This window comes from Acidovorax sp. DW039 (assembly GCF_037101375.1).
Taxonomy (GTDB): Bacteria; Pseudomonadota; Gammaproteobacteria; order Burkholderiales; family Burkholderiaceae_C; genus Acidovorax.
This window is the reverse complement of the sequence record NZ_AP029019.1, coordinates 287,714-308,598: the sequence shown is the minus strand read 5'-3', so window position 1 is coordinate 308,598 and position 20,885 is coordinate 287,714. Positions and strand designations below refer to the sequence as shown.

General features: G+C 65.0%; 16 protein-coding genes and 1 riboswitch. Of the genes, 8 read left to right on the top strand and 8 right to left on the bottom strand.

Annotated features, from left to right (window positions below; all coding sequences use genetic code 11):
* Positions 1-120: 120 nt before the first annotated feature.
* Positions 121-2,841, bottom strand: a complete 2,721-nt coding sequence (metH, locus tag AACH87_RS01360; protein ID WP_338796917.1) for a methionine synthase — start codon at positions 2,839-2,841, stop codon at positions 121-123.
* Between the two features lie 29 nt (positions 2,842-2,870).
* Positions 2,871-2,972, bottom strand: a riboswitch (S-adenosyl-L-homocysteine riboswitch).
* A 39-nt stretch (positions 2,973-3,011) separates the two neighbouring features.
* A complete protein-coding gene (locus tag AACH87_RS01355) occupies positions 3,012-3,449 on the bottom strand; it encodes a PACE efflux transporter (RefSeq protein ID WP_338798818.1) in 438 nt (145 codons plus the stop codon).
* Positions 3,450-3,546: 97 nt separating this feature from the next.
* Between AACH87_RS01355 and AACH87_RS01350 the strand changes: the two genes are divergently transcribed.
* The 3 genes from AACH87_RS01350 to AACH87_RS01340 all read left to right on the top strand — a co-directional run bounded on the left by AACH87_RS01350 (position 3,547) and on the right by AACH87_RS01340 (position 7,943).
* Complete coding sequence (locus AACH87_RS01350) at positions 3,547-4,476, top strand: LysR family transcriptional regulator (RefSeq protein ID WP_338796915.1); 930 nt, start codon at positions 3,547-3,549, stop codon at positions 4,474-4,476.
* A 231-nt stretch (positions 4,477-4,707) separates the two neighbouring features.
* Positions 4,708-6,861, top strand: coding sequence for a TonB-dependent siderophore receptor (locus AACH87_RS01345; protein WP_338796914.1), 2,154 nt, complete (start codon positions 4,708-4,710; stop codon positions 6,859-6,861).
* Between the two features lie 245 nt (positions 6,862-7,106).
* The gene (locus tag AACH87_RS01340) at positions 7,107-7,943 is read left to right on the top strand and encodes a PPK2 family polyphosphate kinase (RefSeq protein ID WP_338798817.1); all 837 of its coding nucleotides are present in this window, start codon (positions 7,107-7,109) and stop codon (positions 7,941-7,943) included.
* Between the two features lie 20 nt (positions 7,944-7,963).
* Here the strand turns inward: AACH87_RS01340 and AACH87_RS01335 are convergent, their stop codons facing one another.
* Both AACH87_RS01335 and AACH87_RS01330 read right to left on the bottom strand, forming a co-directional pair.
* Positions 7,964-9,250, bottom strand: a complete 1,287-nt coding sequence (locus AACH87_RS01335; RefSeq protein ID WP_338796913.1) for a zinc ribbon domain-containing protein — start codon at positions 9,248-9,250, stop codon at positions 7,964-7,966.
* A gap of 67 nt (positions 9,251-9,317) precedes the next feature.
* Positions 9,318-10,385 (bottom strand): zinc ribbon domain-containing protein, encoded by a 1,068-nt coding sequence (locus AACH87_RS01330; RefSeq protein WP_338796912.1) that lies wholly within the window; start codon positions 10,383-10,385, stop codon positions 9,318-9,320.
* A 256-nt stretch (positions 10,386-10,641) separates the two neighbouring features.
* On the opposite strand from AACH87_RS01330, the gene AACH87_RS01325 reads away from it, so the two are divergent.
* A complete protein-coding gene (locus AACH87_RS01325) occupies positions 10,642-11,949 on the top strand; it encodes a Glu/Leu/Phe/Val dehydrogenase (protein ID WP_338796911.1) in 1,308 nt (435 codons plus the stop codon).
* A gap of 108 nt (positions 11,950-12,057) precedes the next feature.
* Here AACH87_RS01325 and AACH87_RS01320 read toward each other — a convergent pair whose 3' ends face one another.
* Positions 12,058-13,182 (bottom strand): hypothetical protein, encoded by a 1,125-nt coding sequence (locus tag AACH87_RS01320; RefSeq protein ID WP_338796910.1) that lies wholly within the window; start codon positions 13,180-13,182, stop codon positions 12,058-12,060.
* Positions 13,183-13,404: 222 nt separating this feature from the next.
* Here AACH87_RS01320 and AACH87_RS01315 point away from each other — a divergent pair, with 222 nt between their 5' ends.
* The 4 genes from AACH87_RS01315 (at position 13,405) to AACH87_RS01300 (ending at position 16,891) form a co-directional block, all read left to right on the top strand.
* A complete protein-coding gene (locus AACH87_RS01315) occupies positions 13,405-14,046 on the top strand; it encodes a hypothetical protein (protein ID WP_338796909.1) in 642 nt (213 codons plus the stop codon).
* Positions 14,047-14,254: 208 nt separating this feature from the next.
* Positions 14,255-15,061, top strand: coding sequence for a hypothetical protein (locus AACH87_RS01310; RefSeq protein ID WP_338796908.1), 807 nt, complete (start codon positions 14,255-14,257; stop codon positions 15,059-15,061).
* 61 nt (positions 15,062-15,122) lie between these two features.
* Entirely contained in the window at positions 15,123-15,773 is a 651-nt protein-coding gene (locus AACH87_RS01305) for a hypothetical protein (RefSeq protein WP_338796907.1), read from the top strand.
* Positions 15,774-16,417: 644 nt separating this feature from the next.
* Positions 16,418-16,891 (top strand): hypothetical protein, encoded by a 474-nt coding sequence (locus tag AACH87_RS01300; RefSeq protein WP_338796905.1) that lies wholly within the window; start codon positions 16,418-16,420, stop codon positions 16,889-16,891.
* Positions 16,892-16,904: 13 nt separating this feature from the next.
* On the opposite strand, the gene AACH87_RS01295 is transcribed toward AACH87_RS01300, so the two are convergent.
* Genes AACH87_RS01295 through ttcA form a run of 3 tightly spaced genes read right to left on the bottom strand, consistent with a single transcriptional unit; the run spans position 16,905 to position 20,739 of the window.
* Positions 16,905-18,278 (bottom strand): SH3 domain-containing protein, encoded by a 1,374-nt coding sequence (locus AACH87_RS01295; protein WP_338796904.1) that lies wholly within the window; start codon positions 18,276-18,278, stop codon positions 16,905-16,907.
* Between the two features lie 31 nt (positions 18,279-18,309).
* Positions 18,310-19,749 (bottom strand): tRNA 5-hydroxyuridine modification protein YegQ, encoded by a 1,440-nt coding sequence (gene yegQ, locus AACH87_RS01290; RefSeq protein ID WP_338796903.1) that lies wholly within the window; start codon positions 19,747-19,749, stop codon positions 18,310-18,312.
* A gap of 36 nt (positions 19,750-19,785) precedes the next feature.
* Positions 19,786-20,739: a tRNA 2-thiocytidine(32) synthetase TtcA gene (ttcA, locus tag AACH87_RS01285; RefSeq protein WP_338796902.1), complete on the bottom strand. Its 954-nt coding sequence runs from the start codon at positions 20,737-20,739 to the stop codon at positions 19,786-19,788.
* Positions 20,740-20,885: the final 146 nt, after the last annotated feature.

Genomic DNA, 20,885 nt, shown 5'->3' with positions numbered 1-20,885 from the left:
TCAGAAATACAAACCAAAAGCTGTGGCTTGGGTTTTATCGACCAGCCCCTGGCAAGAAGCGTCTAAAAAATAGCTGCAGCGCCCATCCCATAAGCGCAAGCAGCTATCCAATTCATAGCATCACAAATTCGGTGCCAGCAACCGCTCCAGCACCTTCTCGTCCATGCCACGGCGTTTTGCCATGTCGTGCAGCTGGTCCTCGCCAATCTTGCCGACGTTGAAGTACACGCTGTCGGGGTGGCCGATGTAGAAGCCGCTGACGCTGGCGGCGGGCATCATGGCCAGGCTTTCGGTGAGCGACATGCCGATGTCTTCGGCGTTGAGCACGCGGAACAGGTCGGTCTTGGCGCTGTGGTCGGGGCAGGCGGGGTAGCCGGGGGCGGGGCGGATGCCCTGGTACTTCTCGGCAATCATGTCCTCGTTGCTGAGTTGCTCACCGGCGGCGTAGCCCCACAGGTCGGTGCGCACGCGCTGGTGCAGGCATTCGGCAAAGGCTTCGGCCAGGCGGTCGGCCAGGGCCTTGAACATGATGGCGGAGTAGTCATCCAGCGCGTCGATGAAGGCTTTTTCCTTCTTCTCCACGCCCAGGCCTGCCGTCACGGCAAACAGGCCTGCGTAGTCGGCAATACCGCTGTCCTTGGGGGCCACAAAGTCGGCCAGGCAGCGGCTGGGGCGCATCACGCCGTCGATCACCTGCTTTTCGGTCTGCTGGCGCATGCCGTACCAGGTCATGGCGACTTCGGTGCGGGACTCGTCGGTATAGAACTCGATGTCGTCGCCTACGCTGTTGGCGGGCAGCAGGGCCATCACGCCGCTCGCGCTGAGCCAGCGGCCTTCGATGATTTTCTTGAGCATGGCCTGGCCGTCGGCCATCACCTTGCGGGCCTGCTCGCCGACGATCTCGTCCTGCAGGATGGCGGGGTACGGCCCGGCCAGGTCCCAGGTCTGGAAGAACGGGCCCCAGTCGATGTACTTGGCCAGCTCGGCCAGGTCAAAGTTCTTGAACACGCGGCGGCCCAGCGCACGGGGCACCGCAGGCTGGTACCCGGCCCAGGCGATGGGCGTGCGGTTGGCGCGGGCTTTTTCCAGCGACCACATGGGGGTCTGCTTTTTGTTGGCGTGCTGGGTGCGGACCTTTTCATAGTCGGCGTTCAGCTCGTTCACGTAGTTGTGCACGCCATCGCCCAGCAGGCTCTGGGCCACGCTCACGCTGCGCGAGGCGTCTGGCACGTAGACCACGGGGCCTTCGTAGTGCGGGGCGATCTTCACCGCCGTGTGCACGCGGCTGGTGGTGGCACCGCCGATGAGCAGCGGGATCTTCTTCATGCGGAAGTAGTCGTCCTTCTGCATCTCGCCCGCCACGTACTGCATCTCTTCCAGGCTGGGGGTGATGAGACCCGAGAGGCCGATGATGTCTGCGCCTTCGACCTTGGCTTTGGCCAGGATCTCGTGGCAGGGCACCATCACGCCCATGTTCACCACCTCGAAGTTGTTGCATTGCAAGACGACGGTGACGATGTTCTTGCCAATGTCGTGCACATCGCCCTTGACGGTGGCAATCACGATCTTGCCCTTGCTGCGCACATCGCGCCCGGCCAGTTCGTCCTGGCGCTTTTCTTCCTCGATGTAGGGGATGAGGTGGGCCACGGCGCTTTTCATCACGCGCGCGCTTTTCACCACCTGGGGCAGGAACATCTTGCCCGCGCCAAACAGGTCGCCCACCACGTTCATGCCGTCCATGAGCGGGCCTTCGATGACGTGCAGCGGGCGGCCGCCCTTGGCCACGATGGCCTGATAGGCCTCTTCAGTGTCTTCGACGATGAACTCGGTGATGCCGTGCACCAGCGCGTGGGTCAGGCGTTCGTTCACGGTGCCGCCGCGCCACTCCAGCTTCTTGCTGTCGTCCTTGGCTGCGCCCTTGGCGCTTTCGGCAATCTCCACCAGGCGCTCACCCGCATCGGGGCGGCGGTTGAGCACCACGTCTTCCACGCGCTCGCGCAACTGGGGTTCCAGCTCGTCGTACACGCCGACCATGCCCGCATTGACGATACCCATATCCATGCCCGCCTGGATGGCGTGGTACAGAAACACGGTGTGGATGGCCTCGCGCACCGGGTCGTTGCCGCGGAAGCTGAAGGACACGTTACTCACGCCGCCCGACACCTTGGCACCGGGCAGGTTCTGCTTGATCCAGCGCGTGGCTTCGATGAAATCGACGGCGTAGTTGTTGTGCTCTTCAATGCCGGTGGCCACGGCAAAGATGTTGGGGTCAAAGATGATGTCTTCGGGTGGAAAGCCCACCTCATCGACCAGGATGCGGTAGGCGCGCTCGCAGATCTCAACCTTGCGGGCGTAGGTGTCGGCCTGGCCCACTTCGTCAAACGCCATCACCACGGCGGCTGCGCCGTAGCGGCGGATCAGCTTGGCCTGGCGTTTGAACTCCTCCACGCCCTCTTTCATGCTGATGGAGTTGACGATGCCCTTGCCCTGGATGCAGCGCAGTCCGGCCTCGATCACCTCCCACTTGGAGGAGTCGATCATGATGGGCACGCGGGCGATGTCGGGCTCGGACGCGATCAGGTTCAGAAAGCGCACCATGGCGGCCTTGCTGTCGAGCATGGCCTCGTCCATGTTGATGTCGATGACCTGCGCGCCGTTTTCCACCTGCTGGCGGGCCACGGCCAGGGCTTCTTCGTACTGGCCGTTCAGGATCATGCGTGCGAACGCCTTGGAGCCGGTGACGTTGGTGCGCTCGCCCACGTTGACGAACAGGGTGCCCTGGCCGATGGAGACGGGCTCCAGGCCAGAGAGTTTCATGGGAGGGACGGAAACAGCAGACATAGGGCTCACCTGTGCAGGAACACGGACAAAACAGGTGAGCGTCGTTATGGGCGGGGCAAGGTGCCCAAGCCTGACGGCAGCCAGCCACCGTGGGGTGGAATCAGGCCGCCGCTGCAACGCTCCTTGGGCGAAGCGCTGATTTTAAGGGGGAGAGCGCAATCAGTGCCGACTCACGCCTGCGCAGGCGTTGCCATGGCCGACGCAGGCAGGCCAAACACCCGGTCAAACACCCAGTTGAAGACAAAGGTGTAGCAAAGGAAGAAGACGATCAGCGCCAGGTCCATCACAAAGGCCTGCCACAGGCTCACGTTGAACCACCAAGCAAACAGTGGCACCAGGGTGAACACGAGCCCCCCTTCAAAACCGATGGCGTGGGCTACCCGGCGGGCCACGCTGCGCCCGCGCACGGCCTGGCGGGATTCCCAGCGCTCAAAGGCCCAGTTGAAGACGATGTTCCAGACCACGGCCACGGCCGAGGCGGCCACCGAGGCCACGCTGGAATGCGATGCGCTCTGCCCCGTGAGGGCCGCCAAGCCGAAGGTGGCAACAATGATGGCGATCAGTTCGTACAGCGTGACGTACACCACGCGGCGTTGAATGCCCTGCAGGCTGAAAGGAGAGTGGGAAGGTGCCATGGACTGCACTTTATGTGTGCCATGCTGATATATAAAGTCAGCTTCTTTCAGTTTTTCTGACAAGTGACCCATGGCATTCACGTCTGACAGCGTGCAGGTGTTCCTCGCAGCGCTGGACCACGGCTCGTTTTCCGCCGCGGCGCGGGCTCTCTCGCGGGTGCCGTCGGCCGTGAGCATGACCATCGCCCACCTGGAGGCCGAGCTGGCCGTGCCCCTGTTTGACCGCAGCGGCCGCGAGCCCCGCCCCACCGCCGCCGCACGCGCGCTGGAGCCACAGGCGCGCCTGCTGGCCGGGCAGCTGCAGCAACTCAACGCCCAGGCGCTAGCGCTGACGCAGGGGCTGGAAGAGCGGCTGACCCTGGCGATTGCCCCAGAGCTGCTGGCATCACGCTGGACGGCCCCCCTGGCCGCGCTGGCGCAGGAGTACCCCCTGCTGCAGGTGGAGGTGCTGACCGCCCCGCAGGTGGATGCGCTGGCGCTGCTGCACAGTGGCCGCGCGCAACTGGCGCTGGTGTTTGAGCGACCCAGCATCGACGGGCGCGAGGGTTTTCAGGAAGTGGGCACCGAGACGCTGGTGGCCGTGATGGCACCGCAGCACCCCGTGCTGGTGGCCGCACGCGATGCCGCACAGGCCCGGGGCGAGCCCGCGCAGCGCGCCATGCTGCGCGAGGAGCACCTGACCACCACGCGCCAGATCGTGGTGGCCAGCCGCGACCTGGCCCAGACCGACCCGCGCTTTGTTTTTGCCCGCCACCACTGGCGCACCGACAACCATCTGGCCGCACTGGGCCTGATCGAAGCGGGCCTGGGCTGGGGCTGGCAGCCGCGTGCGCTGGTACAGCCCCGCATTGCGGCAGGCACGCTGGTGGAGATGCCTTTTGAGAACCTGAGCAACGGCGCTGCCCTGTGGGTGGATGTGGTCTGGTCCAAGGAAAGGCCATTGGGTTTGGGAGCGCGCCGGTTTGTGGCCTTGATGGAGATTGCTGAGGGAAAGCAGTAGGAAAGCGGTAGGGCCTGCACAACAGACCTGCGGCCGGTGTAGCGCGAACGCCATAGCGTCACATATTTATTGAAAGCAAATGCGAATTAGTCGCATTTGTAAAGATAATCACCTCCCTCACGTCACAAGCCCGCTCCGCGCGGTTTACGAACCAAGGGCGGCGCTTGTCACATTCGCTTCACTACCCTCTTTACCTGGGGGTGCGTTGACGGCGCACCCCCCTGTTTTGCGATGCATTTCCAGATTCAACGGTCCCTTCGCCTCTCGGCCATTGCCCACGCAGCGCTGACGCTGTGTGCCTTTACCTCAGCCGCCGCGCTGGCACAGACCAGCGCCCCTTCGCCCGCAGATGCCATCGCCAGCCCCGCCCTCTCGGAAGTGCAGGTGCGCGAAGCACCCGCCAGCCAGGGCTATCAGGGCGCACAGCGCAACACTGCCGCCACCCGCACCGACACGCCCCTCATCGAAACCCCGCAGGCCGTGCGCGTGGTGCCCCAGCAGCTCATGGAAGACCTGGGCGCCCGCCGTCTGGCCGACACGGTGGACTTTGTGAGCGGCATCACCCGCCTCAACGACTTTGGCGGCACCTGGGACAACTACGCCATTCGCGGCTTCAGCAATACCGACGGGGGCCAGTTGCTCAACGGCTTTGCCTCCAACCGGGGCTATGGTCCGCAGCGCGATGTGGCCAGCGTGGAGCGCATTGAATTCCTCAAGGGCCCGGCTGCGGCGCTGTATGGCAGCAGCGAGCCCGGCGGTACGCTCAATGTGGTCACCAAAAAGCCCCAGTTCACCGCCGCCCACAAGGCAGGTGTGCAGGTGGGCACGCTGGGGTACCGGCGCGCCACGCTCGACACCACCGGCCCGCTGGGCACCGATGTGGCCTACCGCTTGAACGTGGCGGCCGAAGACGGTGCCAGCCGCAGCCATCTGGTAGACAACCGCAAGATGGTGGTGGCCCCCGCCGTCACCTGGAACCTGGGCCGCGACACGGTGCTGAACTACGAGGCCGAGTTCATCCGCATCCGCACCCCGCTGGACCGGGGCCTGGTGCAGATCAACGGCAACGTGGGCGCTGTGCCGCGTGACCGCTTCCTGGGCGAGCCGGACCGGGGCAACCTGCACGTCAATGGCGACACCCACCAGCTCACGCTGGACCACGACCTGGGCCAAGGCTGGCGCACGCGCCTGGGCGCTTCGTACCGCGAGACCGATCTGTACGGCAATGCCGTCGATTTCGGCACCGGACAGATCGGCCTGCTGGGCAGTGACGGGCGCACGCTGGCGCGCAGCGACAGCTGGCGCTCTCTGCCTTCACGCGACACATCGGTGCAGGCCGAAGTGGAAGGCAAGATCACCACCGGCACGCTGCGCCACACGGTGCTGGCCGGGGTGGATTCGTGGCATCTGACCTCGGGCCAGGACATCAAGTACTCGCCGCAAAAATACCCCATCGACATCTACAACCCCACCTATGGCACCGTGCCATCGGCCCCGCTGGCACAGGGCTACCTGCTCAATGACCGGCTGCGCGCCACGGGTCTGTTTGTGCAGGACCAGATGGACCTGAGCGCCCAATGGAAGCTGCTGGCCGGGGTGCGCTTTGACCGCTTCCACCAGGACAACGAAGACCTGATGGCGGGCAAGCGCCAGGTGCAGTCGCATTCGGCCACCACGCCGCGCATCGGCGTGACGTACCTGATCGACGCGAACACCTCGGTCTACGCCTCGGCGGGCCGCTCGTTCCGCCCCAATGCGGGCACGGATGAACAGGGCCATGCGTTTGACCCGCAAAAGGGCAAGGCATTTGAAGTGGGGGCCAAGTGGCAGTCGCCCGACCAGCGCCTGAACGCGAGCGTGGCGCTGTTTGACATCCGCAAGTCCAACGTGCTCACGCGCAGCCCCACCAATGCCAACTTCAACATTGCGGCGGGCGAAGTGCGCAGCCGCGGGCTGGAGCTGGACGTGGCCGGGCAGATCGACACCCACTGGCGCATGACGGCCAACCTGGCCTACACCGACACCGAAGTGACCCGCGACAACAACCCCGCCTTGCTCGGCAAGCGCCTGCTGAACGTGCCGCGTGTGAGTGCGGGCCTGTTCGCCATCCGCGAGGACCAGGCCCCCTGGGGTGGCCGCTACGGCCTGGGCGGCGGCCTGGTGCATGTGGGCGAGCGCACAGGCACCGCCACCGACACTTACCGCCTGCCTGCCTACACCACGGCGCGCATCACCGGTTACTGGCAGATCGACAAGCGCACGCGCCTGACGCTGGACGTGCACAACCTGTTCGACAAGACCTACTACACCGCCTCGTGGGGCGCGCTCACCGTCATTCCAGGCATGGGCCGCCAGGTGGTGGCCGGGGTGCAGGTGGCGTTTTGATGCGGTTCTGATGGCGTAACAACCATCTGAGCAAAAATGCCTTCCAGCGCTTATTCAACAAGCGCTGGCAGCTATATTTTTGATAGTACACAGAGGATGGGATCGCGCTGGCCTTGAGGGCGGGCGGCTGGTATCTTCGGCACCAGACGCCCTACCCTGAAAACACCGGAAAACACATGCCCACACCGGCCCCTCTCACCCCTCTGTCCGCCCAGCCATCCCCCTCCTCCACACCCCCCGCCTGGATGCAGGCTGCGCAAAGCGCCTTGCACCCGCGCTGGTCTGCATGGCAACCCCGGGCGGGCCAGGCGGTTTCGCTGAAGGACCTGAACCCCGGTGCCAAACCGTTCTCGCTGGGCAGCAAGGCGGAGGACAAGGCAGCGGTGGAAGCCCTGGCCGTGGAGCTGGACGCACTGCAAAACCTGTTTTACGCCGACCGCCGCTACAAGCTGCTGGTGGTGCTGCAGGGCACCGACACCTCGGGCAAGGACGGCACCATCCGCGGCGTGTTTGGCCGCATGAGTGCGCTGGGCGTGCACACCGTGGGCTGGAAGGCCCCCACCGAGCCCGAGCGTGCGCGGGACTACCTCTGGCGCATCCACCAGCAGGTGCCTGCTGCGGGGGAGATCACCGTCTTCAACCGCAGCCACTACGAAGACGTGCTGGTGCCCCCGGTCAACGGCTGGATCACACCCGAGCAGCACCGCCAGCGGCTGGCCCATATCAACGACTTTGAGCGCATGCTGTGCGAGACCGGCACGGTGGTGCTCAAGTTCATGCTGCACATCAGCAAGGACGAGCAGCGTCAGCGCCTGCAGGAGCGCCTGGACGACCCCTCCAAGCACTGGAAGTTTGATCGCAGCGACCTGACTGCCCGCGCGCAGTGGGACGACTACCAGCGCGCCTACGAGCAACTGCTGGCCGCCACCCACACGCCCTGGGCGCCGTGGACCATCGTGCCCGCAGACTCCAAAACCCACCGCAACCTGATGATTGCCACCGTGCTGCGCGCCGCGCTGCAAGGACTGCAGCTGCGCTACCCGCCCGGCGACCCGGCGCTGGAAAAGATCAAGGTGGAGTAACCCACCGCGCCTCTATCCCTTTATCCGGCCTGAGGCCCTTGCAGACTTTTCCCGCACTGCTGGCAAAAGCGGTCGCTAGGCTGCACGGCGCTGTGGCATTGCGGGCAGGTCGTGGCCTGCGCGGCCGCAGGTTCTGCGGCGGGGGTGGAAGCCGGATCAGACACCGGCTCTGGTGCAGGCAGGGGCAAAGCAGGCGAGAGGGACGCCGGGGCTGCAGCAGCAGATGCAGGCCCTGCCTGAGCGGGTGCGGCCGGTTCGGCAGAGTAGGAGGCGGCTGCCGAAGAACCTGCAGCCTTGTCGCTGGCCCCATAGGCCTGTGCCTTGCCCTTGAGGTCCGCCATTTTGGTGTTCACGTCCTGCAGTTTTTCGTCGGCAGCCTGGCGAATGCTGTCCAGATCCACCAGCGCTGAAAACTCGCACCAGGTCAGCACCCCCACCATGAGCGGCAGCAGGAACACCAGCGCGGAGGCCAGCGCAAACACCAGGCTGAAGCCCACACCCGTGCCCATCATGTGGCCGCTGAAGGCACCGTCCATCATGTACAACGGATGCGCCTGCGTGCCAAAGCCAATCACCGAGGCGGCCAAGCCGCCCACCAGGGCCGATGCCGAGGCCAGCAGGCCAAACAGCACCGACGCGAAGATGGCCGACAGCAACATGCCCCCCACGATCTTGCCGATGGCGGCCAGCGGGTGGTGGCGCGCAATATGCCAGGCGATGGACAGCGCGTGCATCACCCGCTCGCCGTCCCACAGCGCGGGGCCCACAATGGAAGACGCCACGTACAGCGCCATCATCAGCGCAGCCACCAGCAGCACCGCCACCGGCACGGCCACCACCAGCATCAGGGGGCCGAGCAGCGGAATCTTGCACACCGCAAACACCAGTGCGAGCCCCACAAAAAGCAGCACCACGGCCCCCGTCATGAGCAGCACGGCCCCCAGCAGCTTGGGCAGGCACAGCAGCCCGGCCAGAAAGTAGCTGGTCAGGCTGCGGTAGGGCCTGCGGTGGGCCAGGTCAGACAGGCAGGTGCCCGCACCGCTGATACCCGCCAGGCACACCACCACGGCCACCAGCGAGAACAGCAGCATGAAACCCAGCCACAGCCGCCCCATGAGCCCGCCCAAAGCAAACACCAGCGCCGCCACCAGAAAAGACGCTGCCAGCACCGCCAGCGCGGGCCAGCAGGTCAGCGCCTCGGGCAGGCGCAGCAGCGAGTACGGGTGATCGACCCGCGCTTCAATGCGGCTGTCAATGTGCGCATCCAGGCGCGTGTGTGCATGGTGATGGGCGGAGTGCGGGCTCATGGTGGGTTCCCTCTTGGCTTTTGGGTCTTGGCTCTTGGGTGCGGTGTTGACTTGCCAGTAGCAGCTGTCAGTTGCTGGTGTAGGGGTCGTTGTTGCGGTTGCTCATGGGGCATTCAGGTACCTTGCCCCAATGGCTGCCGCAGTGCTGGTGGCGAGCACGCACCACACACACGCCGCGAGTCAGCAGGTTGTCGTCACGGTCGCACTGGCGCAGGGCTGCGCGCAGGGGCCCCAGGCCCTCTGCCACAGGCGTGGGTGGGCTGGCGGGGCGCGACAGCGAAGGCGGCGCAGGCTCACGCGAGCCGCCATGCGGCCAGGGTGGCTCGCTGCCCGCAGCAGGGTTGGCCGCCACCGGGCCATTGCCCGCAGGCCGGGCAGCGGGGGCTGCAGAGCGGGTTGCCGGAGGCACGGCAGAAGCATCCGCAGGGGCCTCTGCTGGGGGGGGAGTCGTCACAGGCACAGCGGGTACGGCAGGTGCAGCAGGTGCAACAACTGCGGGAGCTGTGCCGGGCGAGGCTTGCTCTACGGCAATCACCGGCGCCTTGCCCGCAACGGATGGGGAAGACACAGCGGGTTTGCCACCCCACAACCACCACGCGAGCGCTGCAGTCAGGGCCACCACGGCAAAGCCCAGTGCGGCATAGAGTGCGGCCGTCCAGCCAGAACCGCTCTGCGGGGCCGATGGGGGCGAAGGTGGGAGTTCAGGCGGGGGGAGTTCAGGCGACGCAGAGGGCTTGGTAAAAGGCCCCGCCTCGGTTGCAAGCTGGCCAGCCCCACTTGTGGCCAAGATGGCAGTGGCGACGGCTGAAACGCCCTTGGCATCGGGCGAAGGTGTTGCGGCTGCAGGCTCGGCGGGTGCCAAGGCAGGCGTGGGTGCTGCCACCGGCGCAGGGCCAGGGCCGTCATCCAGCAGCAGGTCGACTTCCTCCGACATGACCGAGGACGAAAACTCCAGCGGCGCAGGCCGGGTGTCCGCTTCTGGGTCGGCGGGGCCGTCCAGCTCGTCATCAGGATCAAAGTCGATATCCAAAGGCGCAGGCGCTGCGCGAGAGACCAGCACCTGCCCGCACTGCCCGCAAAAACGGGCGTTGGGCTGGCAAGGGGCGGCGCAGGCGGGGCAATTGAGGGTGCTCATGGGCCAATCTTAGAACCTGATCCCCAAAGACCGGCAAACGCGCTGCCCGGTGACGCTCGCACGGGCGGTTTCCCCGGCTTCGCAGGGGTATGGAAATTGCAAACCATGGATGTCCAGCGCCCGCCCCGCAGCGGATTCTCATGCATCCGGCACGTTATGCATCTGATGCATAACCCGCATACAGACTGGCCTTGGACACCGTTACACCGCAGGCATAAGCTTCGCGGCCTGGACTGTTCCCACAAGGAAATTCAACATGACAACCCCCTCTGGCACACCCGCCCACACCCACCATCCCCTGCCCTCGTACCTGCAGGCCGACCACCTCGGCCCCTGGGGTATCTATCTGCAGCAGGTGGACCGCGTCACCCCTTACCTGGGCCACTTGGCCCGCTGGGTCGAGACGCTCAAGCGCCCCAAGCGCATGCTGGTGGTGGATGTGCCCATCGAGCTGGACAACGGCACCATCGCCCACTTTGAGGGCTACCGTGTGCAGCACAACCTCAGCCGCGGCCCCGGCAAGGGTGGCGTGCGTTTTCACCAGGACGTGACGCTGTCTGAAGTGATGGCGCTGTCGGCCTGGATGTCGATCAAGAACGCCGCGGTGAACGTGCCCTACGGCGGTGCCAAGGGCGGTATCCGTGTCGATCCCAAGAAGCTCTCGCGCGGTGAGCTGGAGCGCCTGACCCGCCGCTACACCAGCGAGATCGGCCTGCTGATCGGCCCCTCCAAGGACATCCCAGCGCCCGACGTGAACACCAACGGCCAGATCATGTCCTGGATGATGGACACCTACTCCATGAACACCGGTGCCACCGCCACTGGCGTGGTCACCGGCAAGCCAATCGATCTGGGCGGCTCGCTGGGCCGTGTGGAAGCCACAGGCCGCGGCGTGTTCACCGTGGGCGTGGAAGCGGCCAAGCGCACGGGCCTGGCCATTGCCGGTGCCAAGGTGGCCGTACAGGGCTTTGGCAACGTGGGTGGCATTGCAGGCAAGCTGTTTGCCGAGGCGGGTGCCAAGGTAGTGGCTGTGCAAGACCACACCGGCACCATCTTCAAGAGCGATGGCCTGGACGTGCCCGCCCTGCTGGCCCATGTGAAGCAACACGGTGGCGTGGGCGGTTTTGCCGGTGCGGAAACCATGGCCAACGACGAGTTCTGGGGCGTGCAGTGCGACATCCTTATCCCCGCTGCGCTGGAAGGCCAGATCACCAAGGACAACGCCGCCCGCATCACCGCCAAGCTGGTGATTGAAGGCGCCAACGGCCCCACCACCCCCGAGGCCGATGACATCCTGGCCGACAAGGGCGTGCTGGTGCTGCCCGACGTGATTGCCAACGCTGGTGGCGTGACGGTGAGCTACTTCGAGTGGGTGCAGGATTTCTCCAGCTTCTTCTGGAGCGAGGACGAGATCAACGCCCGCCTGGTGCGCATCATGCAAGAGGCCTTTGACGGCGTGTGGCAAGTGGCCCAGCAGCACAAGGTCACGCTGCGCACCGCCACCTTCATCGTGGCCTGCCAGCGCATCCTGCACGCCCGCGAAATGCGCGGTCTGTATCCATGAGCCCCGCCCAGATCTGATTTTTTCGCAGCGCTGGCCCACCGCCAGCGCCCCGAATCCTGGAGCGCCACAAGCGCCCGGCCAAGCCGCCCTCACCACAGGGCGGCTTTTTTATGCCCGCTCGCAGGGCGGCACTGCCTGCACCGGCACCACACGCTGCGCCAAGCAAAACGGCTGCTCACAGGGCGCACGGCCTGCGTAAGGGCAGCCGGGGGCATCGCAATGGCCGCGTGCACGGCGGCGCTGGTCGGCCTCTTCCTCTTCGCGCCCGTAGCCACTGGCCTGCAGCGCCAGCATCTGCAGCCAGGGGTCGTTGCGGGTCTGGAGCTGGTCGCGCCCATACACCAGAGCCCCCGCACCACCCAAAGCCCCCGCCCAGGGCGCCAGCTCCAGCGAGAGCAAGGCGCTGGTGGATGTACCCCCTGCGCCATGCACGCCCCCACCCGGCTGCAGCACCAGGGCAAACACCCCACCCGCCAGCGCCTGGGCTCGCCCGGCAAAAGCCGCCTGCAAAGCGCTGGAGTCTGGGGCTGCAGGCTGCTCTGCCAAAGATGAAGCAGCCTGCGGCAACCCCTGCAGCCAGGCCGCAGGCACGCGCAATGTGGCGGTGAAGCTGCGTGCGCCCTGCTCCGTCAGCACCTGGCCCTGGCCTACCAGCCAGGTCTGCAGCGGCGGCAGATCAGCCTCGGCAGGTAAGCCCGCGTCACCTCCATAGACATGGCCCCAAGGTTGCGCCACCACCACCCGCTGCGGCGCTGCAGGGGTGAGCTGCTGCACCAGCGCATCCAGCAAACCCCGCATGGCGGGAGTCACCCCCGACGCAGGCCAGCCCGCCTGCGTGGCAGCGCCCACGGCGGAAGCCGCAGAAGAAGTGGATGCAGACGCCGAGGCAGTCGGTAAAGAGGTTGCCCCGGCACCCCGCCCGGCGGGCGGGCCGTCTGCTGACCTTGGCACCGGGGCTTGCCCACGTGCCTGCGCCTGCAGCGCTTGGCTGGCCTGGGGCGAGAGGCTGACCCGGGCCGCCTGCGGCGCATCGGCAGCGCCTTCTGGCAACGGGGGCTTGCTCACAGGGCCTGCAGCAGACCCCGGCGTGCCCTGGCCCGGTGCAGCGGGCGGCGCAACCGGCTTGTCTTTGTCCGTGCCCAGCAGCATGTTCTGCCGCTGCAAGGCGGCCTCGGCCAGCACCTGCGCCACGGCGGGCACAGGGCTGCGGGGTGGATCCATCTGGACAGACATGGCCGATCAAAAAAGTAGGGCGGGCGGCAGGCATTCTGCGCTTCATCCCTGGCCCTGGCGAGACGGCACGCATCCGCCAGCGACACGCCCCACAAAAGTACTATCAAAACAATAGCTGCTTGCGCTTATCCAACGGGCGCTAGAGCCATTTTTTTATCAAACACCCGTACATGGGCTGCGCCCCCCCGAAAATCGAATCCTCTTCCACGCCCTGGCTGGCCCATGTCACACACCCTGTTTGCGTCCCTGCCCCACCGCCCCCCCGAACCCCATCGGGGGCTGGCCCCTGCCCTGCTGCTGGGGGTGGCCGCCTATCTGCTGCTCAGTACGTGGATACTGGCCCCGGCGTGGGAACGCGCCTTTCGTTCAGACGCTTCGCCCGTGGCCTGGCTGTCGAGCGCGCTGCTGCTTACCCTCAGCATCACCACCCTGCGGTTGATGGGCGAACGCGCCCTGCCTCCACTGCTGGGTGCCTGGCTCACGCTCGCCTTCGCGGTGCTGGCGCTGGACGAGCAATTCATGCTGCACGAGCTGTGGAAGTTTCGCTGCCACGAATGGACCGCCGCCTGCCAATACAGCACGGTGCGCGAAGCCCCCATGCTGGCCGTGGCGGTGATCGGGCTGCTTACCCTGGCCTGGCTGCACCGCGCCCTGCTGCACCCCGGCACCCGCGCCCTGCTGTGGGCCGGTCTGGCCGTGGGGTGGCTTGCCATTGCGGTAGACCAGTGGCCCGAGGCGCAGTCCCACTGGCCCCACCTGCCCGAGCTGCCGCCCCTGATGGCCACGCTGGAAGAAGGATTTGAAGTGGTGGCCGAGGCACTAGTGCTGGGGGCACTGCTGCGGCAGCCGGGCCAAAGAGGGTGAGTGGATTCGCATGGATGGGTGCTGTGTGATCTGAGAACCTGTTCAAAGCGGCATGGCGATGAAGCGACAGAGATCAACCCCCAGCGCACGCAAAGCTTGCGCAGCCAGCCAAGACATTCGACCATGTGAGGTGCCTTGCCCCAAGGTCCATTCAGCCCCTCTTTGATCCCCTTCGGCCCTCTTCTCGACCCACCAGCACAACAACACCATGCGAACCCGCCACGCAGCCCAAGCCTTTCTGCTCTGCACTACCCTCAGCTGGGGCATGGCCGCCCAGGCACAGACCACACCCCATGACCCAACCGGGCGCTGCAGCCAAGCCATCGTTCAGCAACTGGCACAGCACTTTGGCCTGAAGCACTTTGGCCTGAAGCACTTTGCCTATCCCGCCGATGGCATGTACCCCAGCGCGGAAAACGGTGGGCTCATCGTGGCGGGCGTGTGCAAGGCATGGCCTGCAGACCCGTCCAAGACGCTCGCAGCATTCGCCTACGACGCAGGCACCGAGTATGAAAAGCAATTGCTGCTGGCCGTCATCGATCCCCCGGGGCGCATCACGGCCTCCTACAAGGGCGTGATTCCGGAAAACGCGGCGTCTGAAGTCTCGGCCTCCTCGCTGAGCCTGGACACAGCGCGGTACCAACTCTCGGGCACCGTCCGCGCTTTTGGGGTGCGCCTGCAAACCTTCCGCGACCGCTGCACCTACGAAGGCGGCTTTGACGATGAACTGACGCTGTTCGTCATCGCAGGCAAAACCCTGCGCCCCGTGCTAACGGAAACCATGCGGCACTGGACCTACGGCAGCGGCAACCGCTGCGGGGGCGAAGAGGCTCCACGCACCGAAACCAACATCGTGATCTCGGTGGCACCCACGGCCTCGCACGGCTTTGCCGACCTGCGCCTGACGGCCCACCGCAGCGACAAGAAAAAGCCCCTCAGCGCCACCGTCTCGTACGACGGCGAGCGCTACGAGCTCAAGCACTGGAAGCGGGCATTCCAGGCCTGGATGGAGTGACGCGACGGCGGCACTCCACTCCCCACAGCCCCGCCAATTTTCCCCACGGGTTCAGCCATTCATGCCACGCATCCCACACGCCCTGCCCGTCATCACCGGTCTGCTCACCCTGCTGAGCACGGCGATGCCCACAGCCCACGCACAGCCTGCAACCTACGCCCGCCCCGAGGCAGCCGTTGCCGCGCTGTTTCCGCAGCAGACCTTTGTAGAGTGGACCTCTACCATCGGCGACTGGAACGGTGACGGCGTGCCAGACCTCGCCCTGCTCCTCAACGAAGTCAACGGCCCCTCGGACCGGCCCATGGAAATCCGCCTCGTGGTTCTGGCGGGTACACCGGGCGGCCAGTACACGCCCCTGTCCGCCTCGGCGAGCTACTGCCGTGCCCAGAAGTTCTTCAACCTGGAGGCCAAGGGCGCATCGCTTTTGGTCACTGCGGTGGACAAAGCAGAAGGCGACGACCTGGGCTCCACCACCCTGCAATTCCGTTTCAACCCGCGGCGCGGCGACTTTGAGTTGATCGGCAAGGAGGCCGTCTGGACCTCAGGCAAGGAAAGTGGCCGCAGCAGCGTCAATTACCTGAGCGGCAAGTTCATCACTTCTGAACGGGTCAAGGGACGGCTCAAGGTCAGCGAGCCAAAGCGTTTTGCCGTGCCGGCACTGGCAGTGTTGCAGGGGTTTGACTGCGATGTCTACGATGATGGGACGCCGTGAGGGGGGTCATCTGAGGAAGTGAGCGGCCTAACTCCGGGCACTGAGCCACCGAGGCAGCTTACCTTCCCAACAAGTCCCCTATGAGTAAAACGAGTGGCCAGAAAGCCCCGCAAGACCCAATTGACGCTGCAGACTCAGCGGTGATGCACACGAATCTGGTGGAATCAATGCACTACTCACATCCCGGAAGAAAGTTTTTTCGATTTGGATTCGTTCTCGCGGGCGCGCTTGCAGTCGCGATCAGTGTCCAGGCAGAGTCTCCCACGCCAAGCAGTGATCGCGCAGTATCGTCGCCAGTGCCGAAGCTGCAAGCGCAGTCAATACAGTCGGAGGAGGAGTGCACAGTAAAGAACGGGCTCTGGAAAAGAACCTACCCCTACAGCCCCATGCGCCCGAATACTCCCAATGACTTTTCCTGCGAATTGCCCAACCCCAAGGCTGGCATGTTATGCAACTCATCCAGCGAATGTGGCGGGACCTCATGCATTCCGCAGTCTGACAAGGCCGGTACTGTCGTGGAAGGCCGATGCAGCAGTTTCTCGTCAGGCTACGGCTGTCAGGTGTCGCTTGAAAACGGTGTGGTCAAGAGCATCTGCTCTGATTGAAGAAGGCGCTCCCACCCTGCGCTAAAGTGAGCCTGCTCCATGCCCTCCATTCACACATTCAACGTCTTGGCCGACTACTTCCAGTTCGTCGTTCTAGATGAAAAGTCGCAAGATGACTTCGCATCTATTTGGACAGAAGAAGCCCTGACTCTCCAGACAGCCTTCGGGAAGTCCGCTGTCTGCCCTGGAACGCTGCGAAACGTCGAGGTACCCGTTGAGATCGTCATTGAAGACAGCGATCCGCTCATTTCTTTAGGTGATGTTGACCATGCCGTCGAAGGCAGCATCGAAGTGCCATCTGGTCGGCTCGTTGTAATGGGCTGCACCGAGCACTTTCCAGACGCTCCGCGCCTGCACGTTCAGCCAGGCACATACCGGGCTCTGGCGGTTATGACGGGTCTCGGGAGTATCCAAAACGAGTGGGACCCGGCGAATGACAAGTACACCGTGTACCTTTGGCCGGGCTTGGCAAGACAGCCCAAACTTCTCAAGCAATGGAAAGCCGACGCTTAAGCCGCTTTCGCACTCACGTGCACTCCTGATCCTCCCAGGCCCCCGCCCGAAACCACTGCCCGTTGATATTCAAATACCAGCGCCAGTCAAAAATCGGCTCATAGCTCATGCCCCCAGGCGCGGGGGTGTCGATGCGCAGGATGTCGGCCACGCCGTCGCGGTCTATGTCGATTTCGTGCACCAGCACGGCAGAGGCCTTGCGTTGGGGCTTGGGCCGCTCAGGTGGCTCGGCGGGCACCATCCAGCTGGTGGCGTAGCGCCGGGTGGTGACCTTGGCGGCGTCAGGCGGCAGCTTGCCGGGCACCACCAGACGCACCAGCACCTCGGCAGTGTCTGACAGCTTGGCGTAGCCGCGCACGGGGGCGGTTTCGTCGTCGCGCGGGTCGTCGAATCCACTGCCAAGGTAGTGGCCGCCGCAGTAGTGATCAGCATTGCTGATTTCCCACTCGCGCTTGCCCAGAGTGCGTGCGCCGACCAGGCCCTGGTGGGTGATGGCGTACAGGGTGAGTGCAGGGGCAAACCCCAGCGTGGCCGTACCTATGTCCCAGAAGCCGGTCACAAACTCGATTTCGGGGCCGTTATGCCGGTTGAAGGAGCCAAAAGGTCCGCCCGTGGGGATGACACTGATGCGTGTGCCCGCCACGGCGGCCAGGCCGTCGGCGTCGGTCTCATGCAGCAAGGCTACGCTGGCGTGGGAGCGGAAGTACGAGGGTGTGATGGCAGCCAGAACGGGCTTGCTGCTCAAGGGGGCCACTGCAGGCTGATATTCGGTGCCACGCGTTGCCAGCTGGATATCGTCCACCGGATTGACGGGACGCCCCCGGTCGATTTCCAGCTCCGGGCGCAACGCCACCCCGGCACGCATGAGCTTTTTGGCAGCCTCCCACTCCGGACGGGTGGGGTACTGCACGGGCATCTCGGGAGTATGGCTCTTGATGAGGGCGGGCAACTGCAACGCAGCAGGCCGCGGCAGGGCGTTGCCATAGGCACGCATGCGTTTGGGGGACGGTGCCACCCAGAAGGCGCGGGCAGCATCCTTGCCCGCCTGCGCCAGGGTGAGGGGCTGGTCGGCCAGCAGGTTGCAGGCCACATGGGCTTGCACCGGCTCTGGCAAGGGCGGGCCCAGGCGCGCATCGCCCGCATAGAGCACGGCGCACCAGCCGTCGCGCTCGGTGAGTTGTTGCAGCACGGTGTTGGCAGGCACCTGGGCCACCACGCGCGCCTGCGACTGGGCCGACTCGCGCAGGTTGACCCACGAGCCCTGTACGTAGCGCTGCTTAGCCGGGGCAACGGTGGGAGCCTGGGCGCTGGCACCGCCAGACAAAGCCACACCAAGCACAGCAGCCGCAACCACCCGGCGGGGGCTGCATTCAAAAAGAGTTGTCATGCGGGAGCCCCCGGGGCGTTCTCAAAAAATGTCAGGCGGCCAAGGCTGGCTCTGGCTGGGCTGCGGGGGGTTGCGACTCAATCACCCGCGCCAGCAGCGCGCCGCTGTAGCGTGCAGGCAGCGGAATCCACACGCGCACCGGGCTGCCTTGGGCGACCTGCACGGGCTGGCCTTCCACGTTGCGCATTTCGTGCAGGCGCACGGTGGTGTTGCCGCTGGGGTGCACCACCTCGATCAGGTCGCCCACCGCAAAGTGGTTCTTGGTTTCGACCAGCACCCAGTCACCGCTCAGGCCCACATCGGCCAGGCCCTCGGTGCCCAGCACCTCGCCCACGTACTGGCTGCGCTGGGTGACGGAGTGGCCGCTGATGTAGTTCTGGTAGTCGTTGCTGGGGCGGCGCTCCAGCAGGCCACCGGTGTAGCCGCGGTTGGACAGGCCTTCCAGTTCGATCAGCAGCTCGGGGTTGAACGGACGGCCCGCCACGGCGTCGTCGATGGCGCGGCGGTACACCTGGGCGGTGCGCGCCACGTAGTACAGGCTCTTGGTGCGGCCTTCGATCTTGAGCGAATCCACACCAATCTGCGTCAGACGCGCCACATGCTCCACCGCGCGCAGGTCCTTGCTGTTCATGATGTAGGTGCCGTGCTCGTCTTCCATGATGGGCATGAGCTGGCCGGGGCGGCCCGCTTCTTCGATCAGGTAGACCTTGTCGGCCTTGGGGTGGCGCTGGCCGCTGCCGGTGGTGGAGGCAAAGGCCTGCTCGGCCTTTTGCTGCGCGGCCTCGAAGTTGAAGTCGCCTTCCATCTTCTGCGCAATGGCTTCGCCCGTGGTGGGGTCGATGTCGGCGTCGTGCGTGGCGTAGTTCCAGCGGCAGGCGTTAGTGCAGGTGCCCTGGTTGGGGTCGCGGTGGTTGAAGTAGCCGCTAAGCAAACATCGGCCCGAGTACGCAATGCACAGCGCGCCGTGCACAAACACTTCCAGCTCCATGTCGGGGCATTCCTGGCGGATTTTTTCGATCTCGTCCAGGGCGAGCTCGCGCGAGAGGATGATGCGCGACACACCCATCTTCTGCCAGAACTTCACCGTGGCCCAGTTGGTGGTGTTGGCCTGCACGGACAGGTGAATCTCCGTCTCTGGCCACTTCTCCTTCACCATCATGATGAGGCCGGGGTCGGCCATTATGAGCGCATCCGGCTTGCAGTCAATCACCGGCTCGATGTCGCGAAGGTAGGTGCGGATCTTGTCGTTGTGCGCAATCAGGTTGCTGGTCACAAAGAACTTCTTGCCGCGCGCGTGGGCCTCGTCAATGCCTTGCTTGATCTGCTCCAGGCGGAACTCGTTGTTGCGCGCGCGCAAGGAGTAGCGCGGCTGGCCTGCGTACACCGCGTCGGCACCAAAGTCGTAGGCGGCGCGCATCTTGTCGAGCGAGCCAGCAGGCAGGAGGAGTTCGGGGGCTTTGAGCGTGGTCATGGGGTGGCCCAATCAAAAAATCGTCAGGGGTCGGGTTCAGCGGGGCATCAGCGGCAAGCCGCCGAGCATGCCCACGGCCTGTGCTGGAAGTTCTTCGGCATCAAACGCCTTGTCGCCATCGGCATCCGCCACGCCGTTGGGCACCAGGCCCTTGAAGTCGAACTGGCGCGTATCCATGAAGTGCGAGGGCACCAGGTTGCGCAGCGCCACGGCCATGTTCTCGATGCGGCCGGGGTAGAGCTGTTGCCAGTCGCGCAGCATCTGGCCGATCTGCTTGCGCTGCAGGTTCTCCTGGCTGCCGCACAGCGTGCAGGGAATGATGGGGAAATTGCGGATTTCAGCCCAGCGGGTGAGGTCGCTTTCGGCCACATAGGCCAGGGGGCGGATGATGAGGTGGTCGCCCCGGTCGCTTTGCACCTTGGGTGGCATGCCCTTGAGCTTGCCGCCAAAGAACATGTTCAAAAAGAAGGTCTGCAGCATGTCGTCGCGGTGGTGGCCCAGCGCGATCTTGGTGGCGCCCAGTTCATCGGCCACGCGGTACAGAATGCCCCGGCGCAGGCGGCTGCACAGGCTGCACATGGTCTTGCCTTCGGGGATGTGCTCTTTGACGACGCTGTAGGTATCTTGCGTTTCGATGTGGAAGGGCACGCCCACCTTCGTCAGATATTCAGGCAGCACATGGGCCGGAAAGCCCGGCTGCTTCTGGTCGAGGTTGACGGCGATCAGCTCGAAGCGGTTGCCGTTGCGCTGCTGCAGCATGCGCAGTACGTCGAGCAGGCCGTAGCTGTCTTTGCCGCCGGACACGCACACCATCACCTTGTCGCCATCTTCGATCAGGCCGAAGTCGCCAATGGCTTGGGCCACCTGGCGCACCAGGCGCTTTTCAAGCTTGGTGGTCTCGCGCTCCAGCGCTGCGTCGGCAGCAGGCGTGGCGGTGTCCGCGTCAGCAGGCAAGGCGGCGGCAGTGGGGTTTTCTACGGTGGAGAGCATGGATCAAGGCAATGGGGGCACAGCACAAACAATCAGGTGCCGCCCCTGCGGCACCCCGGCCCGCCGCCAGTCAACACTGCGGCGGTGCCCCCCGGTGGCAAGGCCCTTTGCCTGCGGGGTGGTAGCTATATTTTTGATAGCTGCCT